Source organism: Enterobacter sp. 241F3 (assembly GCF_034106785.1).
GTDB lineage: Bacteria > Pseudomonadota > Gammaproteobacteria > Enterobacterales > Enterobacteriaceae > Enterobacter > Enterobacter vonholyi.
On the sequence record NZ_JAWNDD010000002.1, the window covers coordinates 72,511 to 88,684 of the forward strand.

Annotated in this window: 14 protein-coding genes; 6 read left to right on the forward strand and 8 right to left on the reverse strand. The window is 60.0% G+C overall.

The genetic code is table 11. The features are described 5' to 3' along the window. Positions 1-73 precede the first annotated feature (73 nt). From UR504_RS07590 to UR504_RS07610, 5 genes are all read left to right on the forward strand, one after another. Positions 74-1,477 carry a TolC family outer membrane protein gene (locus UR504_RS07590; protein WP_320739561.1) on the forward strand — a complete coding sequence of 468 codons (1,404 nt, stop codon included), beginning with the start codon at positions 74-76 and terminating at the stop codon, positions 1,475-1,477. Then, positions 1,474-3,672, forward strand: coding sequence for a type I secretion system permease/ATPase (locus tag UR504_RS07595; protein ID WP_302236648.1), 2,199 nt, complete (start codon positions 1,474-1,476; stop codon positions 3,670-3,672). The genes UR504_RS07590 and UR504_RS07595 overlap by 4 nt, the downstream gene beginning before the upstream one ends. A gap of 10 nt (positions 3,673-3,682) precedes the next feature. Next, positions 3,683-4,852 carry an HlyD family efflux transporter periplasmic adaptor subunit gene (locus UR504_RS07600; protein WP_271369256.1) on the forward strand — a complete coding sequence of 390 codons (1,170 nt, stop codon included), beginning with the start codon at positions 3,683-3,685 and terminating at the stop codon, positions 4,850-4,852. Positions 4,853-5,102: 250 nt separating this feature from the next. After that, on the forward strand, positions 5,103-5,402 hold the full coding sequence (locus UR504_RS07605; protein ID WP_136195161.1) for a type II toxin-antitoxin system RelE/ParE family toxin: 300 nt from the start codon (positions 5,103-5,105) through the stop codon (positions 5,400-5,402). A gap of 10 nt (positions 5,403-5,412) precedes the next feature. Beyond that, on the forward strand, positions 5,413-5,760 hold the full coding sequence (locus UR504_RS07610; RefSeq protein ID WP_271369186.1) for a HigA family addiction module antitoxin: 348 nt from the start codon (positions 5,413-5,415) through the stop codon (positions 5,758-5,760). Positions 5,761-5,780: 20 nt separating this feature from the next. Here UR504_RS07610 and UR504_RS07615 read toward each other — a convergent pair whose 3' ends face one another. The 3 genes from UR504_RS07615 to UR504_RS07625 form a co-directional block, all read right to left on the reverse strand. After that, positions 5,781-6,299 (reverse strand): DUF6622 family protein, encoded by a 519-nt coding sequence (locus UR504_RS07615; RefSeq protein ID WP_302236641.1) that lies wholly within the window; start codon positions 6,297-6,299, stop codon positions 5,781-5,783. Between the two features lie 85 nt (positions 6,300-6,384). Further along, a complete protein-coding gene (locus UR504_RS07620; RefSeq protein ID WP_302236638.1) occupies positions 6,385-7,566 on the reverse strand; it encodes a PLP-dependent aminotransferase family protein in 1,182 nt (393 codons plus the stop codon). A 20-nt stretch (positions 7,567-7,586) separates the two neighbouring features. After that, the gene (locus UR504_RS07625; protein ID WP_271369188.1) at positions 7,587-8,474 is read right to left on the reverse strand and encodes a LysR family transcriptional regulator; all 888 of its coding nucleotides are present in this window, start codon (positions 8,472-8,474) and stop codon (positions 7,587-7,589) included. A gap of 97 nt (positions 8,475-8,571) precedes the next feature. Between UR504_RS07625 and UR504_RS07630 the strand changes: the two genes are divergently transcribed. Then, the gene (locus tag UR504_RS07630) at positions 8,572-9,174 is read left to right on the forward strand and encodes a short chain dehydrogenase (RefSeq protein ID WP_023308908.1); all 603 of its coding nucleotides are present in this window, start codon (positions 8,572-8,574) and stop codon (positions 9,172-9,174) included. A gap of 116 nt (positions 9,175-9,290) precedes the next feature. Here the strand turns inward: UR504_RS07630 and UR504_RS07635 are convergent, their stop codons facing one another. Genes UR504_RS07635 through fdrA form a run of 5 tightly spaced genes read right to left on the reverse strand, consistent with a single transcriptional unit; the run spans position 9,291 to position 16,146 of the window. Then, a complete protein-coding gene (locus UR504_RS07635; RefSeq protein ID WP_274240650.1) occupies positions 9,291-10,670 on the reverse strand; it encodes an amidohydrolase family protein in 1,380 nt (459 codons plus the stop codon). A 1-nt stretch (position 10,671) separates the two neighbouring features. Next, on the reverse strand, positions 10,672-11,628 hold the full coding sequence (locus UR504_RS07640) for a carbamate kinase family protein (protein ID WP_271369190.1): 957 nt from the start codon (positions 11,626-11,628) through the stop codon (positions 10,672-10,674). Beyond that, on the reverse strand, positions 11,625-13,178 hold the full coding sequence (locus tag UR504_RS07645) for a xanthine permease (RefSeq protein ID WP_115876113.1): 1,554 nt from the start codon (positions 13,176-13,178) through the stop codon (positions 11,625-11,627). Before UR504_RS07645 ends, UR504_RS07640 begins: the two co-directional genes overlap by 4 nt. 11 nt (positions 13,179-13,189) lie before the next feature. Then, positions 13,190-14,605 carry a DUF1116 domain-containing protein gene (locus UR504_RS07650; RefSeq protein WP_320739563.1) on the reverse strand — a complete coding sequence of 472 codons (1,416 nt, stop codon included), beginning with the start codon at positions 14,603-14,605 and terminating at the stop codon, positions 13,190-13,192. After that, positions 14,605-16,146 (reverse strand): acyl-CoA synthetase FdrA, encoded by a 1,542-nt coding sequence (gene fdrA, locus UR504_RS07655; RefSeq protein WP_271369192.1) that lies wholly within the window; start codon positions 16,144-16,146, stop codon positions 14,605-14,607. The genes UR504_RS07650 and fdrA overlap by 1 nt, the downstream gene beginning before the upstream one ends. Between the last annotated feature and the right edge of the window lie 28 nt (positions 16,147-16,174).

The following is a 16,174-nucleotide window of genomic DNA, read 5'->3' on the forward strand; positions in this document are numbered from 1 at the left end:
CTGCAAGAGATGACCCGGGCGCGCAGCGCCCGGGCATAAATAATAAAGCCGTATTTTTTTATAGGGACATGACATGGGAATGAAGATGCCTTACTGGTGGCTCTCGTGCTGCCTGATATCTGTGCCCGCTTTCTGCGCAAATCCGGCGGCCACCATCAATACCGGACAGCTTCGCGAAACGCAGGAACTCCCCTCGCTCAACGGCCGCGTCGCACCTGCGGCTGGCAAAGCCGCACCCGGTTCATTGCAGCTTGGCGATGCCGTTAACCGCGCCGTCACCTGGCACCCGGCCATCAGCGAAGCCGTGGGGAAACTCTACCAGCAGAGCGAAGAGGTAGACGTCGCTAAGTCAAAATACTATCCGCAGATTAATGCCGGCGTGGACAACGGTTATTCCCACGACGGCGACCAGAACGGCTTTACGCCGTCGCTGGTGCTTTCTCTCTCACAGATGCTCTACGACTTTGGCAAAGTGGCAAGCCAGGTACGCGCCGAGAGCGCCGGCGTTGCCCAGCAGCAGGCCAACGTGCTGGTGAGTATCGACACTATCGCCCACGATACCGCCGTCGCCATGGTGCAGGTGCAAACCTGGCAGCAGATGGTTGAGACCGCTAAAGAGCAGCTCGACGCCCTCTCCTCTATCGGCACGCTGACCCGCCAGCGTAACGACGAAGGGGCTGCATCGCTCTCTGACGTGGTGCAGACCGATGCCCGAATCGAAGGCGCGCGAGCTCAGCTGATGCAGTACCAGGCCAGCCTGGACAGCGCCCGCGCCACGCTGATGAGCTTTCTCGGCTGGAACAGCCTGAACGCGATAAGCAATGACTTTCCGCAAAAGCTGGGCCGGAGCTGCGACATCGCCGAGCCGGACGACCGCCTGGTTCCCGCCGTTCTCGCCGCCTGGGCGCAGGCTAACGTCGCCCAGGCTAACCTGGACTATGCCGACGCGCAGATGACGCCAACCGTCTCGCTGGAGCCGGAGGTGCGCCACTACATGAACGATCGCTACGCGGGCAGCGACACGCGGGATCGCACCCAGTATTCCGCATGGGTGAAAGTTCAGATGCCGCTTTATCAGGGCGGCGGCCTCACCGCACGGCGTAACGCTGCCGGACACGCGGTGGAGGCGGCGCAGTCCACCATTCAGCGCACGCGTCTTGATGTCCGCCAGAAACTGCTGGAAGCCCGCAGCCAGGTGATGAGCCTGCAAAGCACGCTGCAAATTCAGGGCCGTCAGGAGGCGCTCAGCGCCCGCACCCGCGAACTGTACCAGCAGCAGTATCTTGACCTCGGCTCGCGCCCGCTGCTCGACGTGCTCAACGCCGAACAGGAGGTTTATCAGGCGCGCTTCACCCAGCAGCAGACCCTCGGTCAGCTGCACCAGCTGCAGCTCAACTGCCTGTATAACACCGGACAGCTGCGCCACGCGTTCGATCTTGATAACCGCACCATCCAGACCGTGGAGATCCAGCCATGAAGCAGCGTGATATCCCGCAAGGTGAAAACATGACGGATGAGGCGCTGGCGCAGTGGGCACAGGCCTTTGGTTTTGTTGCCACGCGCTATCGCGTCGCCTGCTCGCCCGGCGCGCTGATTGCAGGCGCACCCTGGCTGAAAGGCAAACCGATGGTGCCCGCCCTCACCCAGCTGGCCCGCGAAGCAGGGCTGTCGTTTCAGCTCCTTACCGACGATCGACAGGCGATCAACAGCTGGCGTCTGCCGGTTGTCGTAGCGATGAATGACGACAGGATCGGCGTGATCGAGCATTTCGACGGGGACGATACGCTGGAAGTCAGCTTTTTCGACGACGAGACCTACACCAATCGGCTGTCGATGACGGCGATGCTGCCCGCTATACGCCACGTTATTGCCCTGCGTCCACTCGCCGCGCTGAAGGACAGCCGCGTGGATGCCTATATCTCCAAATATCGTCCGGACTGGCTCTACCGGCTGGTGATGCGCGATCTCCGCCCCTACAGCTGGGTGATGCTCGCCGCGCTGTTTATCAACGTTCTGTCGCTCTCCGGGATCGTCTTTTCCATGCAGGTCTATGACCGGGTGATCCCCGCCCAGTCCTACCCGACGCTGTACGTCCTGACCATCGGGGTGCTGATTGCCACCCTGTTTGGTTTTGTGCTGCGCGTGGCGCGCGGGCACATTATGGATCTGCTGGGCAAGCGCTCGGATATGCGCGTTTCGGATCGCGTATTCGGCCACGCTCTGCGGCTGCGCAACAGCGCGATCCCCCGCTCCACCGGCAGCTTTATCTCACAGCTGCGCGAGCTGGAGCAGATCCGTGAGATGGTGACCTCGTCCACCATCTCGACAATTGTCGATTTGCCCTTCTTTTTACTGTTCGTGGTGGTGCTGGCGATCATCGCCCCGCAGCTGGCGTGGATCGCCCCGGTCGCGGCGGTGATCATGGTCCTGCCCGGCCTGCTGCTGCAGAAGAAGCTGGCGGAGCTGGCAAAGCAGTCGGCCCATGAATCAACCCTGCGCAACGCGGTGCTGGTGGAGAGCGTGCAGGGCCTGGAGGACATCAAGCTGATGCAGGCGGAAAACCGCTTTTTGCAGCAGTGGAACAGCTATATCCAGATCACCGCGGAATCCGGCCTGCGCACTCGTGAGCTGACGCAGAACCTGATCAGCTGGGGGATGACCATTCAGAGCCTGGTCTACGCCGGGGTGATTGTGGTCGGCGCGCCGATGGTGATCGACGGTACCCTGACCACCGGCTCGGTGGTCGCCGCGTCGATGCTGGCTTCCCGCATGATCGCCCCAATGGCGACGCTGTGCGGCGTGCTGGCGCGCTGGCAGCAGGTCAAAGCCGCAAAAGAGGGACTGGACAGCATCATGCAGCTTCCCACCGAAAACCAGCGCGAGGAGACGCCGATCCGCCAGGACGTCCTGCGCGGACACTATCTTTTCGAGCAGGCGCAGTTCCGCTATCAGCCGGACGATCCGCGCATGGCGCTGCGCATTAATCGCCTGGAGATAAGGCCGGGAGAAAAAGTGGCGATCCTCGGGCGCAACGGCGCGGGCAAATCAACCCTGCTGCAGGCGATGGCGGGCGGGATGGACCTGGCGGCGGGCGAACTGCGGCTCGACGGCTTCAGCCTGCCGCATCTCGACGTGGCGGACGTGCGGCGCAACGTCGGCTTTATGACCCAGAACGCGCGGCTGTTTTACGGCACCCTGCGCGAAAACATCACCCTCGGCATGCCGCGCGCCACCGACGAAGAAATTTTCGAGGCGCTGGAGCTGACCAGCGCGGCGGGCTTCGTGCAGAAGCTGCCCAAGGGGCTGGACTATCCGATCATGGAAAACGGCGTAGGGCTCTCCGGCGGGCAGCGCCAGTCGATTCTGCTGGCGCGAATGCTCCTGCGCGATCCGAATATTGTGCTGATGGATGAACCCACCGCGTCGCTGGATGAGCACACCGAGCGGGAATTCATCCAGCGCCTGGGCGACTGGCTCGGGCATCGCACCCTGATCGTCGCCACGCACCGCGTACCGGTTCTGGAACTGGTGGAGCGCGTCGTGGTGTTAAAAGAAGGCATGCTGGTGATGGACGCACCAAAAGCCCAGGCGCTGAGCAACAGCCGTATGCAGCAGCAACAGCAGCAGGCAGCAACCGGACGGGAGTGGAAAAATGAAAATCAGTCAGCGTGACGTGGCGGCAATGGACGATCTGGATAACGCCCTCGACTCCGAAAGCGGCTACACCGGCGCGCGCCGGATCGTGATCTTCTCGCTGCTGATGTTTGTAGTGCTGGGCGTCTGGGCATGGTTTGGCGTGCTGGATGAGGTGTCAACCGGTTCGGGTAAAGTGATCCCCAGCTCGCGCGAGCAGGTCTTACAGTCTCTCGACGGCGGGATCCTCACCGAGCTGAACGTCCACGAAGGCGATCAGGTGCAGGCCGGACAGGTGCTGGCGCGGCTTGACCCGACGCGTTCTGAGTCGAACGTCGGCGAAAGCGCGGCGCGCTACCGGGCCTCACTGGCCTCCAGCGCCCGCCTGTACGCCGAGGTAAACGATCTGCCGCTGAAATTCCCGCCTTCGCTGGCGAAATGGCCGGATCTGATTTCCGACGAAACCCGGCTTTACAACTCGCGCCGCGCGCAGCTGGAGGATACCCAGCGGGAGCTTCGCGCCGCGTTAGATCTCGCCAATAAAGAGCTGGCCATTACCCAGCGGCTGGTGAAAACCGGGGCCGCCAGCCACGTGGAGGTGCTGCGCCTGCAGCGGCAGAAAAGCGATCTGGAGCTGAAGCTCACCGACGTGCGTTCGCAGTATTACGTCCAGGCGCGCGAGGCGTTATCCAAAGCCAACGCTGAGGTGGATATGGTTTCAGCCATCCTCAAGGGCCGCCAGGATTCCGTCACCCGTCTGACGGTAAAATCCCCGGTGCGCGGGATCGTGAAAAATATCAAGGTGACCACCATCGGCGGGGTGATCCCGCCCAACGGCGAGCTGATGGAGATTGTGCCGGTGGACGATCACCTGCTGATCGAAACTCGCCTGTCGCCGCGCGATATCGCCTTTATCCACCCGAACCAGGAGGCGCTGGTCAAAATCACCGCCTACGATTACGCCATTTACGGCGGCCTGCACGGGGTCGTTGAGACGATTTCCCCGGATACCATTCAGGATGAGGCCAAGCCGGAGGTGTTCTATTACAGGGTGTTTATCCGCACCAGTCAGGATTACCTGGTCAATAAGGCGGGCAGGCACTTCTCGATTGTACCGGGGATGATTGCGACGGTGGACATTAAGACCGGAGAGAAAACGGTGCTGGATTATCTGATTAAACCGTTCAACCGGGCGAAAGAGGCGCTAAGGGAGCGATAGCCAATCGCCGGGTGGCGGCTGCGCATTACCCGGCCTACATCCCCCCAGGCCCTTGCAAGCGCAGCGCCGCCGGGCATTAAACCGCACGCCAGAACTGGAACCTGCCTCGGAGGATTAATCTTTAGTCATGCATCCCACTTCCCTTCAGCCATCGCCCAGGTAATATTAACCGCAGACGAAACGCACTTGCGCACAGTGCAGGAGTGCATTACTATTCAGTCAGCTTCACGGACTGGAGCTCGCCAGCATTATGATTAGTTATTTTCGGGATCATTGGCTTGAGGATTTTTTTCTTTACGGCAGATCGAGCAATGTTATCCCTTCAAATCTGGAAACAGCGCTTGCGAGAAAGCTCGATATCATCAGGGCAGCAACCTCGCACAGGGATTTGCGATCGCCACCGGGTAATATGTATGAAGCATTGAATCCTCCGCTGAAGGGCTATTCCTCCATCCGGGTAAACAGGCAATACAGGCTCGTATTTCGCTGGACAGAGGGCAAAGCAGAAGATCTGTACCTCTCTCCACACAAGTACACGCAACACAAGTGAGGCATCATCTATGACACTTCAACAGGCATTCCGCAAACCCACCACGCCGGGCGACGTGTTGCAGTATGAGTATCTTGAACCGCTCAATCTGAAAATCAGCGATCTGGCGGATATGCTCAATGTTCACCGCAACACCATCAGCGCGCTGGTCAATAACAATCGCAAGCTTACTGCCGATATGGCGATCAAGCTGGCAAAAGCCTTTGATACCACGATTGAATTCTGGCTGAACTTACAGCTGAACGTCGATATCTGGGAAGCGCAATCTAACGCCAGGACGCAGGAGGAACTAAGCCGTATAAAGACCGTTGCGGACGTCATGGCTAAGCGAAAATCTGGCCAACCGGATGTAGCCTGACCCGAACAGGCGCGGAGATCTTACTCCGCCGGGCGAGGTGCGGCGCTGTTATACACGCCAATATAACGCGCAAATTTCCCAATAAACACACCGGCAAACACGCCGCCGGAGACGATCGCCAGCGCGCTCATGGCAGGCTGCTGCATCGTCTGGGGAGAGACTGCGCTCATCACGCCCAGCACATACTTTACCCCGAACGCCAGCATCATAAACGGCAGCGCGGTGTAGTCCGCCTGGCGGTAAATGCTTCTCGGCGCCTCTGCGCGGGTGATAACCGCCTGCTTAATCAGAACATACCCCAGCGCGGCCCCGGCGAGGATCCCCGCCGTCCACAATGCGACTGTCCCGGGGGTTAACGTGCGGTAAACCACCAGATCGTAGATATCCCAGATTAGAAATATTGCCGGAATGATGGCAAGCCTCTCCAGCGAAACGGTGGCAGGCCTGCGGGCTTTAATGCCGCGAGAGATGAGGAAGATAAACAGCACCCACACCCAGACGGGCGTGTGCGTCACAACACCGTTCAGAAATTCAAACATGGAGTTCTCCATGGACGATTGCGGCCCGTGCCGCCCTGAACGCGTATTGCGCATAACGGCAAAACCACCGTTATGCGCAGGTCTTTTACAGCGATTTTTTCAGGCGTTGAACCGCTTCCTTCAGCTCTTCATCCGTTGGGGTGACGAATGACATGCGCAGCGTTGAATGGTCTGGCTCATTGCAGTAGAAAAATTCGCCCGGCACAAATACTACGCCGTTACTTAACGTTTTTTCCAGCCAGCGGGTGGTATTACTACCATTTTTCATATTCGCCCACAGGAACATGCCGCCCTTCGGCTTGTGGAAAGACATCACGTCGCCAAGCTCGGCCTCCAGCTCGGTTGCGAACGTCTGGTATTTCTGGCGATAGGCTTCGCGGATCGTTTTAATCTGAGCGGACAGACGACCGGTTTTCAGGTACTCATACGTCATCAGCTGCGACAGCGTGCTGGTGTGCAGATCGGTGGTTTGCTTAAGGTTGACCACCGCACGCTTCAGCCACTCCGGTACCAGCACCCAGCCCACGCGGGTTCCGGGAGCGAGAATTTTGGAGAAGGTGGAGGTATACACCACGTTCTCTTCATTACCGATATCTTTGGCGTGAGCAATCAACGGGCGGAACACTTCGTCGGTGTAATTAATTTCGCTGTACGGATCGTCTTCAATAATCACGAAGTCATAGCGCTTCGAGAGTTCCACCAGCTGTTTACGACGCGCCTCAGAAAGCGTCACGCCGCCAGGATTACCAAAGGTTGGAACGATATAGACCGCTTTGATGGTTTTCTTTGCCACCAACGCCTCAAGTTCATCAACCTTCATGCCGTCGCCGTCGGTGCCAACGGATTCAAAATTCGCCTGCGCCAGGCCGAATACCTGCAGCGCAGCAAGATAGGTTGGACGCTCGACGACGACAATATCGCCCGGATTAATCAAAGCACGCGCCAGCACGTCGAGGGACTGCTGTGAACCAGAGGTCACGACCACGTCATCCGCCTTACAGCGAATGCCTCGCCCCTCGCAAATACGCTGAATCTCTTCCCGCAGTCCCGGCACGCCTTCGGTCAGGCCGTACTGGAATGCCTCGCCAAAATGCTGAGATAACACGGCATCAGCGGCAATTTTCAGGCCTTCGTGATCGAACAAGGCCGGATTCGGAATCCCCCCACCGAGCGAAATGACGCCGGCCATTTTGCTATGTTTTAATAATTCACGGATGGCAGATGATTGCAGGCCCTGCGCGCTGCTGGCGAGTTTACTCACAGACATTCTTTGCTTACCTTCTTTTTTTATAGTGTGCCCAATCTTAGCAGAATATGGGCGATAAATTCCGTAAGCTTAGGCAGTTGACGTAAATCCTGACGCCACAATAAATGCACGGGTCTCGGCGCCGGAATATACTCTTTCAGCACCCGAACCAGCCTGCCGCTTTCCAGATCTTCCGCCACCAGCACCTCCGGCTGCAGCAGCAGTCCCGCTCCGGCTCTCGCGGCCATCCGGAGCCCGTAGCCGTCATTACATTTTAAGACCGCATCCCGCTTCCAGCGCACCTCGCCCTCGACGCCAGGCAGTCGCCACTCGTTGCGCGCGGTCCACACGCTGTGGGACAGGCAGAGATGATCCACCAGATCGGCAGGGGTTTGCGGCGTACCGTAGCGTGCCAGGTAGTCCGGCGCGGCGCAGATCACCATCCGGTAAGGGCAGAGGTATTTCGCCACCAGATCGTCGTTGTGAATGTCGCCAATACGAATGGCCAGATCGATACCCTCCTCCACCAGATCCACCATCCGGTTGGTGAGATCCAGCTCGATGCGCACTTCCGGGTAGCGCTGCAAAAAGGAGGCCGTAAGCGGCGCGATCGCGCTGCCGCCAAACGAGGTGGGCGCCGTCACGCGCAGGGTGCCTGACGGTGCGGCGCGCAGGCGTTCCACGGCGCTTTCGGCGATCGCGACCTGCTCCAGCACCCGCTTCGCCTCGTCGAAATAGACCCGTCCGGCGTCGGTCAGGCTCTGGCGCCGCGTGTTACGCTCCAGCAGGCGGGTGCCAAGCTGGGATTCCAGCAGCGCAACGTACTTCCCCACCATCACCGCCGACATCTCGAGCCGTGCTGCCGCGCCGGTGAAGCTGCCGCTTTCAACCACCGCAATAAAGGTCTCCATGCTGCGAAGCTTATCCATATTCCAAACCTCTGGTTAGCAATCTTCTAACTTTAGCCCAGTTTATCCGTATTTTAATTTATTAAAGAATGAAGGCTCACAACAGAAGGAGTCGGCTATGAAAATCGTCATTATTGGTGCCAGCGGTACGGTTGGTCGTGCGGTAACGGAAGAGCTGAGTCGTCGCCACGAGGTCATCCGCGTCGGCCGCACGCAGGGCGACGAGCAGGTAGATATCACCTCTCAGGCGAGCGTTCAGGCGCTGTTCGAGAAAATCGGTCCGGTGGATGCCATTGTGTCCGCCAGCGGTGGCCTCTACTTTGGCCCGCTCGCGACCATGAAAGATAGCGACTTTAACCAGGGGCTACAGGATAAGCTGCTAGGACAGGTGCGCCTGGCGCTGACCGGCCAGCACTACCTGAACGAAGGCGGCTCGATTACGCTGATAAGCGGAATTGTGGCGCACGAGCCGATTGCGCAGGGCGTAAATGCCACCACGGTGAATGCGGCGCTGGAAGGGTTTGTTCGCGCCGCAGCCTGCGAATTGCCGCGCGGGATCCGCATCAACCTGATTAGCCCGACGGTTCTCACCGAATCCGTCGAAACGTACGATGGCTTCTTCCCGGGCTTCGAAAGCGTGCCTGCCGCGACGGTGGCGCAAGCCTATCGCCGCAGCGTGGAAGGCGTGCAGAGCGGGCGGGTATACAAGGTCGGCTACTGAGCCGTGCGCGCGGCGATCGGCACCAGCATCGGGCGTGGAAGCTGCGCTTACCCGGCCTACAGAAGTGCGGCCTGATGCCATCCCCCCTCTCCCACAGGGAGAGGGAGAAATGCACATCAACCCACAACGCCCCAGACGAGGTTGCCCTTGTGGAACGTTGCGGTACGCGGAGAGATGCGCGCCACGGCTTCGGCGGAACAGGAGGCGTCCACCAGCACAAAGCTGGCGTCATCCTGCGCTTTCGGCCACACGCGCTCGCCTTTGTCGTTCAGCGGCAGCACGTCGCCGGTCGCGATACCTAATGCGCGGGAGAGCGTCTGCTCGTTCGGGCGGATGTAGAGCTGGGCGTAGAGATTCGCTTTTTCCAGCATGTCCCCCAGACCGTACGGCGACCAGTGGTCGATCACGCTGTCGGTTCCCGTCATCACAAACACGCCCTTGTCCCGCAGCTGCTTCAGCGGCATATGCAGGGTGCCAATCGGCACGGTGGAGGCGATGGTCACCTGCTGCGCCGCCATGCGGGTGGCGATCTCATCCACCTGCTTTTCGTTAAGCGTCGCCAGCGCAAAGGCGTGGCTGATGGTCAGCTTCCCCTTCAGCTCCGGCGTTTTCTCCACGGTTTCGATCATGTAGTTCACCGCCGCCACGCCCGCCGGGCTGGTCTCGTGCAGATGAATATCCACTCCTTTGTCGTAGTCCAGCGCAATCTGGAACATCAGGTCGAGAGATTTCTCCATCGCGCCGTCAACGTTGGTTGGATCCAGCCCGCCCACGTAGTGCGCCCCGGCCTGCATCGCCTCGCGCATCAGCTTTTCGGAATGGGACAGCAGCAGCCCGTGCTGTGGGAAGGCGACGATTTCACAGTCAAAGCCGGGCTTACGGCGCGCCAGGACCGCCTGCAGGTTTTCGAGATTCTTCAGGCCGGAGGTCGGCTCGATATTGCAATGGCTGCGGGCGATGGTGGAGCCTTTCGACTGGATCAGATCGATCAGCTTTTCCGCACGCTCCTGGGTGTAGGGCTGAAGCTCCGGCAGCAGCTTCTGTTCCAGGCGGATCATATCCTGAATGGTGGTACCTGCCGGGCGGTTGAGGGAACGCCACGGGCCACCGTAAAAGGTTTTATCCAGGTGAATGTGCATGTCGCGCATCGGCGGAAGCATCAGCTTGTTGCCCGCGTCGTAGTGCGGCAGCGTGGCGTCGGCGTGGCGCTTGTTATCGCGCAGGGCGACGATCTTCCCGTCTTGAATCTCAAGCGTTTTCAGCTCGGTGCGGGTGCTCGTCGCCACGCTGCCGTCGAAATTAAACCCGGCTTCGAGCAGCACGTTGTCCAGATAGTAATGTTTCGCGGTGATCGTCATCGGTTTACCCGTCTCGCAGGTTGGCTTTGCGGAGTCGGCAGCATACGCGACGGATCCGGTCGCGCCAAACAGCGCGCAGGCGGTCACCATTTTGCCGCTCTGGCTGATGAATTCACGGCGGCTTTTATTTTCACTCATCTTATCTTCCTTCATTAATAATATGGGTACCGGTTTCCCCGCGCAGCGCGGCGGGCAGGCAGTCCGGCGAGGTGATAATCACGCGCTTGCCGCCGTGGTGTAAAAACGCCAGCGAGGCGACGATTTTGGGCAGCATGCTGCCCGCCGGGAAGTGGCCTTCGTCCATGTAGCGCGTCATCTCTGCTACGTCGACGGTCTCCAGCGCCTGCTGATTTGGCTTGCCGAAGTTGATGCACACCTTTTCCACGCCGGTAGTTATCACCAGCACGTCGGCGCAAATCTCACGGGCCAGCAGCGCGGTGGAGAGATCTTTATCGATCACCGCGTCGACGCTCTGGTAATCGCCCTGCTCAGTGCGCACCACGGGAATACCGCCGCCGCCCGCGCCGATGACCACAAAACCTTTCTGCGTTAGCGCCTTAATCGCATCCGCCTCGACGATGCGCAGCGGCTGGGGCGAGGCCACCACGCGACGATATCCCCGGCCCGAATCCTCAACAAAGTGCCAGTCCGGGTGCGCGCGCTGCAGCTCGTCGCGCTGCGCCTCGCTGAAGAACGCGCCGATCGGCTTCGTGGGGTGCGCAAAGCCGGGATCGTTTTTATCCACTTCCACCTGCGTGACGACCGTGACCGCCTTTTGCTCGCCGCGCGCGGCAAGGCGGTTGTTCAGCGCCTGCTGGATCAGGTAGCCAATGCCGCCCTGGGTGTCCGCCACGCAGTTTGCCAGCGGCGTGAGGGGAAGCCCCTCCCGCTCGTGGGCGATTTCAGCACGGCGCAGATCCAGCCCCACCTGAGGGCCGTTGCCGTGGGTGAGCACGATGTCATAGTCGGAGGCCAGCATTTCCAGCACCGACTCTGCCACCGCTTTCACCGCCTGCGCCTGATGTTCAACCGACTGGCTGGCGTTGTCTTTGATAATGCTGTTGCCGCCGATGGCAACGACCATAAGCTCTTTCATACGTGTTCCTTCGCAACATTACCCGACGCAGCGCTCGCAACTTCCCGGCTGTCGAGAAAATGCTTCACCACAAACATGCCGCCCATCATCAGATACGCGGTGACGAACATCAGCGAACTGCCTTCGGCAAAGCCCACCACCGGGGCGTGGATCACCCCGAACAGCGCCAGCAGTGCCCCGCCCGCCGCAGCCACGGCACCGCGCAGCGGTTTGTTGATGATGGCAAAAATGGCGATACAGCCCCACAGCATGCTGGCGAGCGGTGCCCCGTTCCCCAGATGGACTAATCCTTCGTAGTAGATCCCTTTGCTGTGCAGCACGTCGGTACCGATTTTGGCGGCATTCGTGCCCGCCGCTCCCATCACGCTGTTCATCATGGTCAGCGCCCAGTTGGCGATCCACGGGAACAGGCAGATGAAGATCACCGGCACTTCCACTTTCGGCGTTTCCCTCACCACCTGGTTGGCGGTAACCACGCCGATAAACACCAGAATCGGCACGATGGCGGTCATCGGAATGATGGCGAGCATAAACGCCCCCAGCCCGAACAGCGGCACGATGAACATGGTCACGCCGGAGGCCAGCGTGTAGCCGATGCTGGCCCCCATCGCTTTCCAGCCGGGATGGCCGACGTAAACCGTCACCGGGAACGGGTTCCCCATCAGGCAGCCGAGCATGGAGGCCAGACCGTTCGCCAGCATGACTTTACGCGTCGGGTATTCATCCCCCGCCGCGTGGGCGCTTTCGATGTTCTCCAGGTCAAAGATGTAGTTCGCCAGCCCCAGCGGTACGGCAGAGGCAAGATACGGCAGCGCGTGCGGCAGGCCCTGCAGGAAGCCCTCCACATGCACCTGCGGCGGGTTAAAGCCGAAGGATGACATGGATGCTTTAATCGCTTCCGGGCTCTGCAGGCCGGAGATCCACGCCAGTGCGGTACCGGCTATCAGCAACAGCAGGCCGGTAGGGATTCTGGCGAAAATCGGCTTTTTGCCAAACCAGTTGATGAAGATCAGCAGCAGGACGATGAACGATACGGTCGGCGCTTCAAACGCCTGCAGCATCGGGTTCATCGCCAGCAGCAGCAGGCCTAAACCGGAGAGGCACGACAGCAGCACGGTGCGCGGGATCATCTTGCGGATGGTTTCGCCCAGGAATGAACCGCCCGCAAGAATCATCGCCTCAACGAAGCACCAGACCAGGCCAATCTGAATAGCGAACTCCGCATCGCCCGTTTGCTGATACACCGGCATCAGCACCAGGAAGGTCACGGTAAAAATTGACGGCGCGCTGGGGCCGGACGGCAGCGCTGTCACGTCCGTGCGCCCGGTCTGGCGCGCCATCTGCATGCCGAACCACGCGTAGCAGATACTCGCGGCCAGCACCGCCAGCCCGAAGGCCGGCGCGATGCGTCCATAAACAATCTCCTTCGGGATGCCGACGACAAAAATGAGCAACCCCATCATGGTCAGCAAATTGGTCAGGTTGTTGGTCATCAACCCGAAATAAGCCGCCCAGTCACCTCTTTTCCACTCCAGCTTCATGTTTTTCATGGATGCATGCCTTATAAAAAGTAGCGTTCGCGGAAGGTCAACAGCGCCTTTTCAAAACAGCTAAACGGCGGGTGAACGATGCCCGCTCCAATCATGCCGATGCCCGCGTCTTTGTGCGCAATGGCGGTATTGATGACCGGCAAAATGCCGCTGCCAGCGACCTTCGTGATGTCGATGGCGGTCGGTATCCCCATAAACGAGAGCAGCGGAATGGTGACGTTAGGGTTTTCTCCGAGGGTGATTTCGCGCATCTGGCGGGAGAAGTCGATAGCTTCCTCCACCGTCCCGCCCACCAGGGCGACAATCGCCGGGGCCGTCGCCATCGCAAAGCCGCCGATGCCGTAGGTTTCGGTGATCGCGCTGTCGCCGATGTCCAGCCCGGAATCTTCCGGCTTATAGCCCGCGAACATCGGGCCGATCACCTGCTGCGCCGGGCCGGTGAACCACTGCCCCGGAAGCCCCGAAACGCGCAGGCCGAATTCGTAGCCGTTGCGCGCCATGGTGGTAACCACGGTGCTGTATTCAATGCCGTGGGCGGCGTCCAGCGCGGCTTTACACATCGCCATCCATGTCGGGCCGGAGAAGTAGTCGCTGCTGGCGACAAACTCGAATACCTCGCGCTGCTGCTCCACCGGATAGCCCGCCTGAATTAGCCCCGGCGTCAGCGCCTGGATCAGCAGCGTGGTGCCCGCGTTATTGCGGTTGTGGCACTCGTCGCCCATGTGCAGCGCCTGGGCCAGCATCAGGCGCAGGTCGATTTCGCCGATAATCTTCATCGCGTCGCGCAGCATCGGGCCGAGCACGTCGCGCATCCAGTTCAGTCGGTCGATGACGCTCTGGTCGTTGGCCCCCATGCGCAGGATCTTCGCCATCTGCTCGCTAAGGTTGGTGAACGCGCGGTTGCCGTAGGTTTTGTTCTCAACGATGTGCATAAACATCGACGCGGAGGTGACGCCCGCCATGGAGCCCACGCAGTCGTGCTCGTGGCACGGCGAGAAGGCGATCTTCCCGGAGGCGGCAAGTCGCGCCGCGTCGTCCAGATCCTTCGCCAGCCCTTCAAACACCAGCGCCCCGGTGACCGCGCCCTTCATCGCGCCGCACATGTTTTCCCAGGAGACAGGCGGACCGGCGTGCAGAATGGTGGTGCGGGTCATCCCCGGCACAACGTTAATCGCCTGGTCATAGCCCACCAGCACCGGATGAGACTGAATAATGCGCTCAAGGGCGATTTGGTTGGCGGCGGCGATTTTCTCCGCCAGCGGTTTTTCCGCCAGCTGGTCGAGCGCTTCAACGACCTGCATATTGCCCTGCCCCGGCGGCGTCCAGTCGAGCTGGGTCACGGGAACGTGCTGCTTTTTAAGATCGTCGCTGAACATCGCGAGACCCACGTTAATGACGTTCAGCGGCTGGTTAAATAAGGTAGTCATTATGCGTTCTCCCCTTTGCAGACAAATTCGCGTGCCAGTAATCCGGTATTGGTGCTGCTGCTGGCCCAGATGACGCCTGCGTCGGTCAGCAGCTGACACTGCTGCGCCAGCGACTGCGGATCCTGGTCGGTGCCGAGCACGTAGCCGAGGATCTCAAGCGGACGGTTATCGGCCTTCGCGATGGCCTGTGCTTCTTTAATGGCGTCGATCATCACGCCGACCGGATCCTCGTGGGCGCCGAAGCCGAGCACAAAGTCCATCACAATCACCCCGACTTCCGGGTCGCGAGCCTCCTGCAGCAGGCGGCTGATGCGGTTGGTGGGGTCAATCATCGGGTGCGGCTTGCCGTTAGTGAAATCGTCGTCGCCAAAGTCGAGGAAAGTGTGGGCTTTACTGACGCTGATGTCGCTCAGGCGCTTAGCCGGATCCGGCTGGATGTTGCTGTAAACGTCGTCGAATTTCGCAAGCGCGGCAAACATCGCCTCGTCGCACAGGGTGCCGCCGCAGAACAGGCCGCGAATGTACTTCTGCTGCGGGGTCAGGCGGGCGCGCACCTCTTCAATTAATGGCCAGTTGAGCGGGTGCAGATCGAGGGACTCTTTTTTGATGCCGGTGAGCAGGACGGCCTTCAGCGCCGCCTCTTTGGTGCCGCGCGCAAACTGAAGTCCGTCCTCATCGGCGGGCGGTTCATTGCGACCGAGGAAGCACGCGATCACGGGCTTACGACAGGCGCGCGCGCGGGCCAGCACTTTCTCCGCCACCGCTGGCGCGGGCGGCTTGGAGATCAGCGCAATCACTTCTGTACCCTCGTCGGCTTCCAGCATTTCAATGGCGTCAAGCATCATCAGGCCGCCGATCTTCTCGCTGAGATCGCGTCCGCCGGTGCCGATCAGCTGCGACACGCCGCCGCCGAATTCGTGAATACGCACGCTCAGCTCCTGGCTGCCGGTGCCGGATGCGCCGACGATACCAATCGGTCCGCGACGCACCGCGTTGGCGAAGCACAGTCCCGCGCCGTTGATGATGGCGGTGCCGCAGTCCGGCCCCATCATCAGCAGCCCTTTCCGGTGCGCGAGCTTCTTCAGCGCCAGCTCGTCGTCAAGCGACACGTTATCGGAAAACAGCATCACGTTGAGATCGTTTTCCAGCGCCTGACGCGCTTCGCGGGCGGCGAAGGTACCGTTGACGGAAATGACCGCGAGGTTACTGTCCGGGCGATGGGTTTTGGCGCTGGCAATCGTCGCGTAGCGCGCTTCATGGGAGCCCGCGCTCTCTTTACGCGTGAACAGCGCTTCAATAGCGGCCAGCGTTTCTTCATTCGCCGCGTCGCCTTTAATGACGATCATCAGGTCACCGTTTTTCGCCTCATTTAATTCCGGCGTTAAAAGCCCGAGGTTTTTTAAAACGCCCTTATTCATTTCCGTTGCCATGGCGACAAAGGCCTGTTCGACGCCCGGCAATTTATTGGCTTTAGTGGAAACGGACATTAATGATACGGAGTCAAAATAGGTGTTCTTTTTAATCACGATTTTCGTTGGCATTATTTGCACCTGTTCGCGGATAAAAGGG

What these genes read in the sequence shown, in the direction of transcription:
- UR504_RS07645 (WP_115876113.1), bottom strand. Translation starts at nt 13,178, where the DNA reads ATGAAAAACATGAAGCTGGAGTGGAAAAGAGGTGACTGGGCGGCTTAT.
- UR504_RS07635 (WP_274240650.1), bottom strand. Translation starts at nt 10,670, where the DNA reads ATGAGTGAAAATAAAAGCCGCCGTGAATTCATCAGCCAGAGCGGCAAA.
- UR504_RS07625 (WP_271369188.1), bottom strand. Translation starts at nt 8,474, where the DNA reads ATGGATAAGCTTCGCAGCATGGAGACCTTTATTGCGGTGGTTGAAAGC.
- fdrA (WP_271369192.1), bottom strand. Translation starts at nt 16,146, where the DNA reads ATGCCAACGAAAATCGTGATTAAAAAGAACACCTATTTTGACTCCGTA.
- UR504_RS07640 (WP_271369190.1), bottom strand. Translation starts at nt 11,628, where the DNA reads ATGAAAGAGCTTATGGTCGTTGCCATCGGCGGCAACAGCATTATCAAA.
- UR504_RS07610 (WP_271369186.1), top strand. Translation starts at nt 5,413, where the DNA reads ATGACACTTCAACAGGCATTCCGCAAACCCACCACGCCGGGCGACGTG.
- UR504_RS07595 (WP_302236648.1), top strand. Translation starts at nt 1,474, where the DNA reads ATGAAGCAGCGTGATATCCCGCAAGGTGAAAACATGACGGATGAGGCG.
- UR504_RS07620 (WP_302236638.1), bottom strand. Translation starts at nt 7,566, where the DNA reads ATGTCTGTGAGTAAACTCGCCAGCAGCGCGCAGGGCCTGCAATCATCT.
- UR504_RS07600 (WP_271369256.1), top strand. Translation starts at nt 3,683, where the DNA reads ATGGACGATCTGGATAACGCCCTCGACTCCGAAAGCGGCTACACCGGC.
- UR504_RS07615 (WP_302236641.1), bottom strand. Translation starts at nt 6,299, where the DNA reads ATGTTTGAATTTCTGAACGGTGTTGTGACGCACACGCCCGTCTGGGTG.
- UR504_RS07630 (WP_023308908.1), top strand. Translation starts at nt 8,572, where the DNA reads ATGAAAATCGTCATTATTGGTGCCAGCGGTACGGTTGGTCGTGCGGTA.
- UR504_RS07650 (WP_320739563.1), bottom strand. Translation starts at nt 14,605, where the DNA reads ATGACTACCTTATTTAACCAGCCGCTGAACGTCATTAACGTGGGTCTC.
- UR504_RS07590 (WP_320739561.1), top strand. Translation starts at nt 74, where the DNA reads ATGGGAATGAAGATGCCTTACTGGTGGCTCTCGTGCTGCCTGATATCT.
- UR504_RS07605 (WP_136195161.1), top strand. Translation starts at nt 5,103, where the DNA reads ATGATTAGTTATTTTCGGGATCATTGGCTTGAGGATTTTTTTCTTTAC.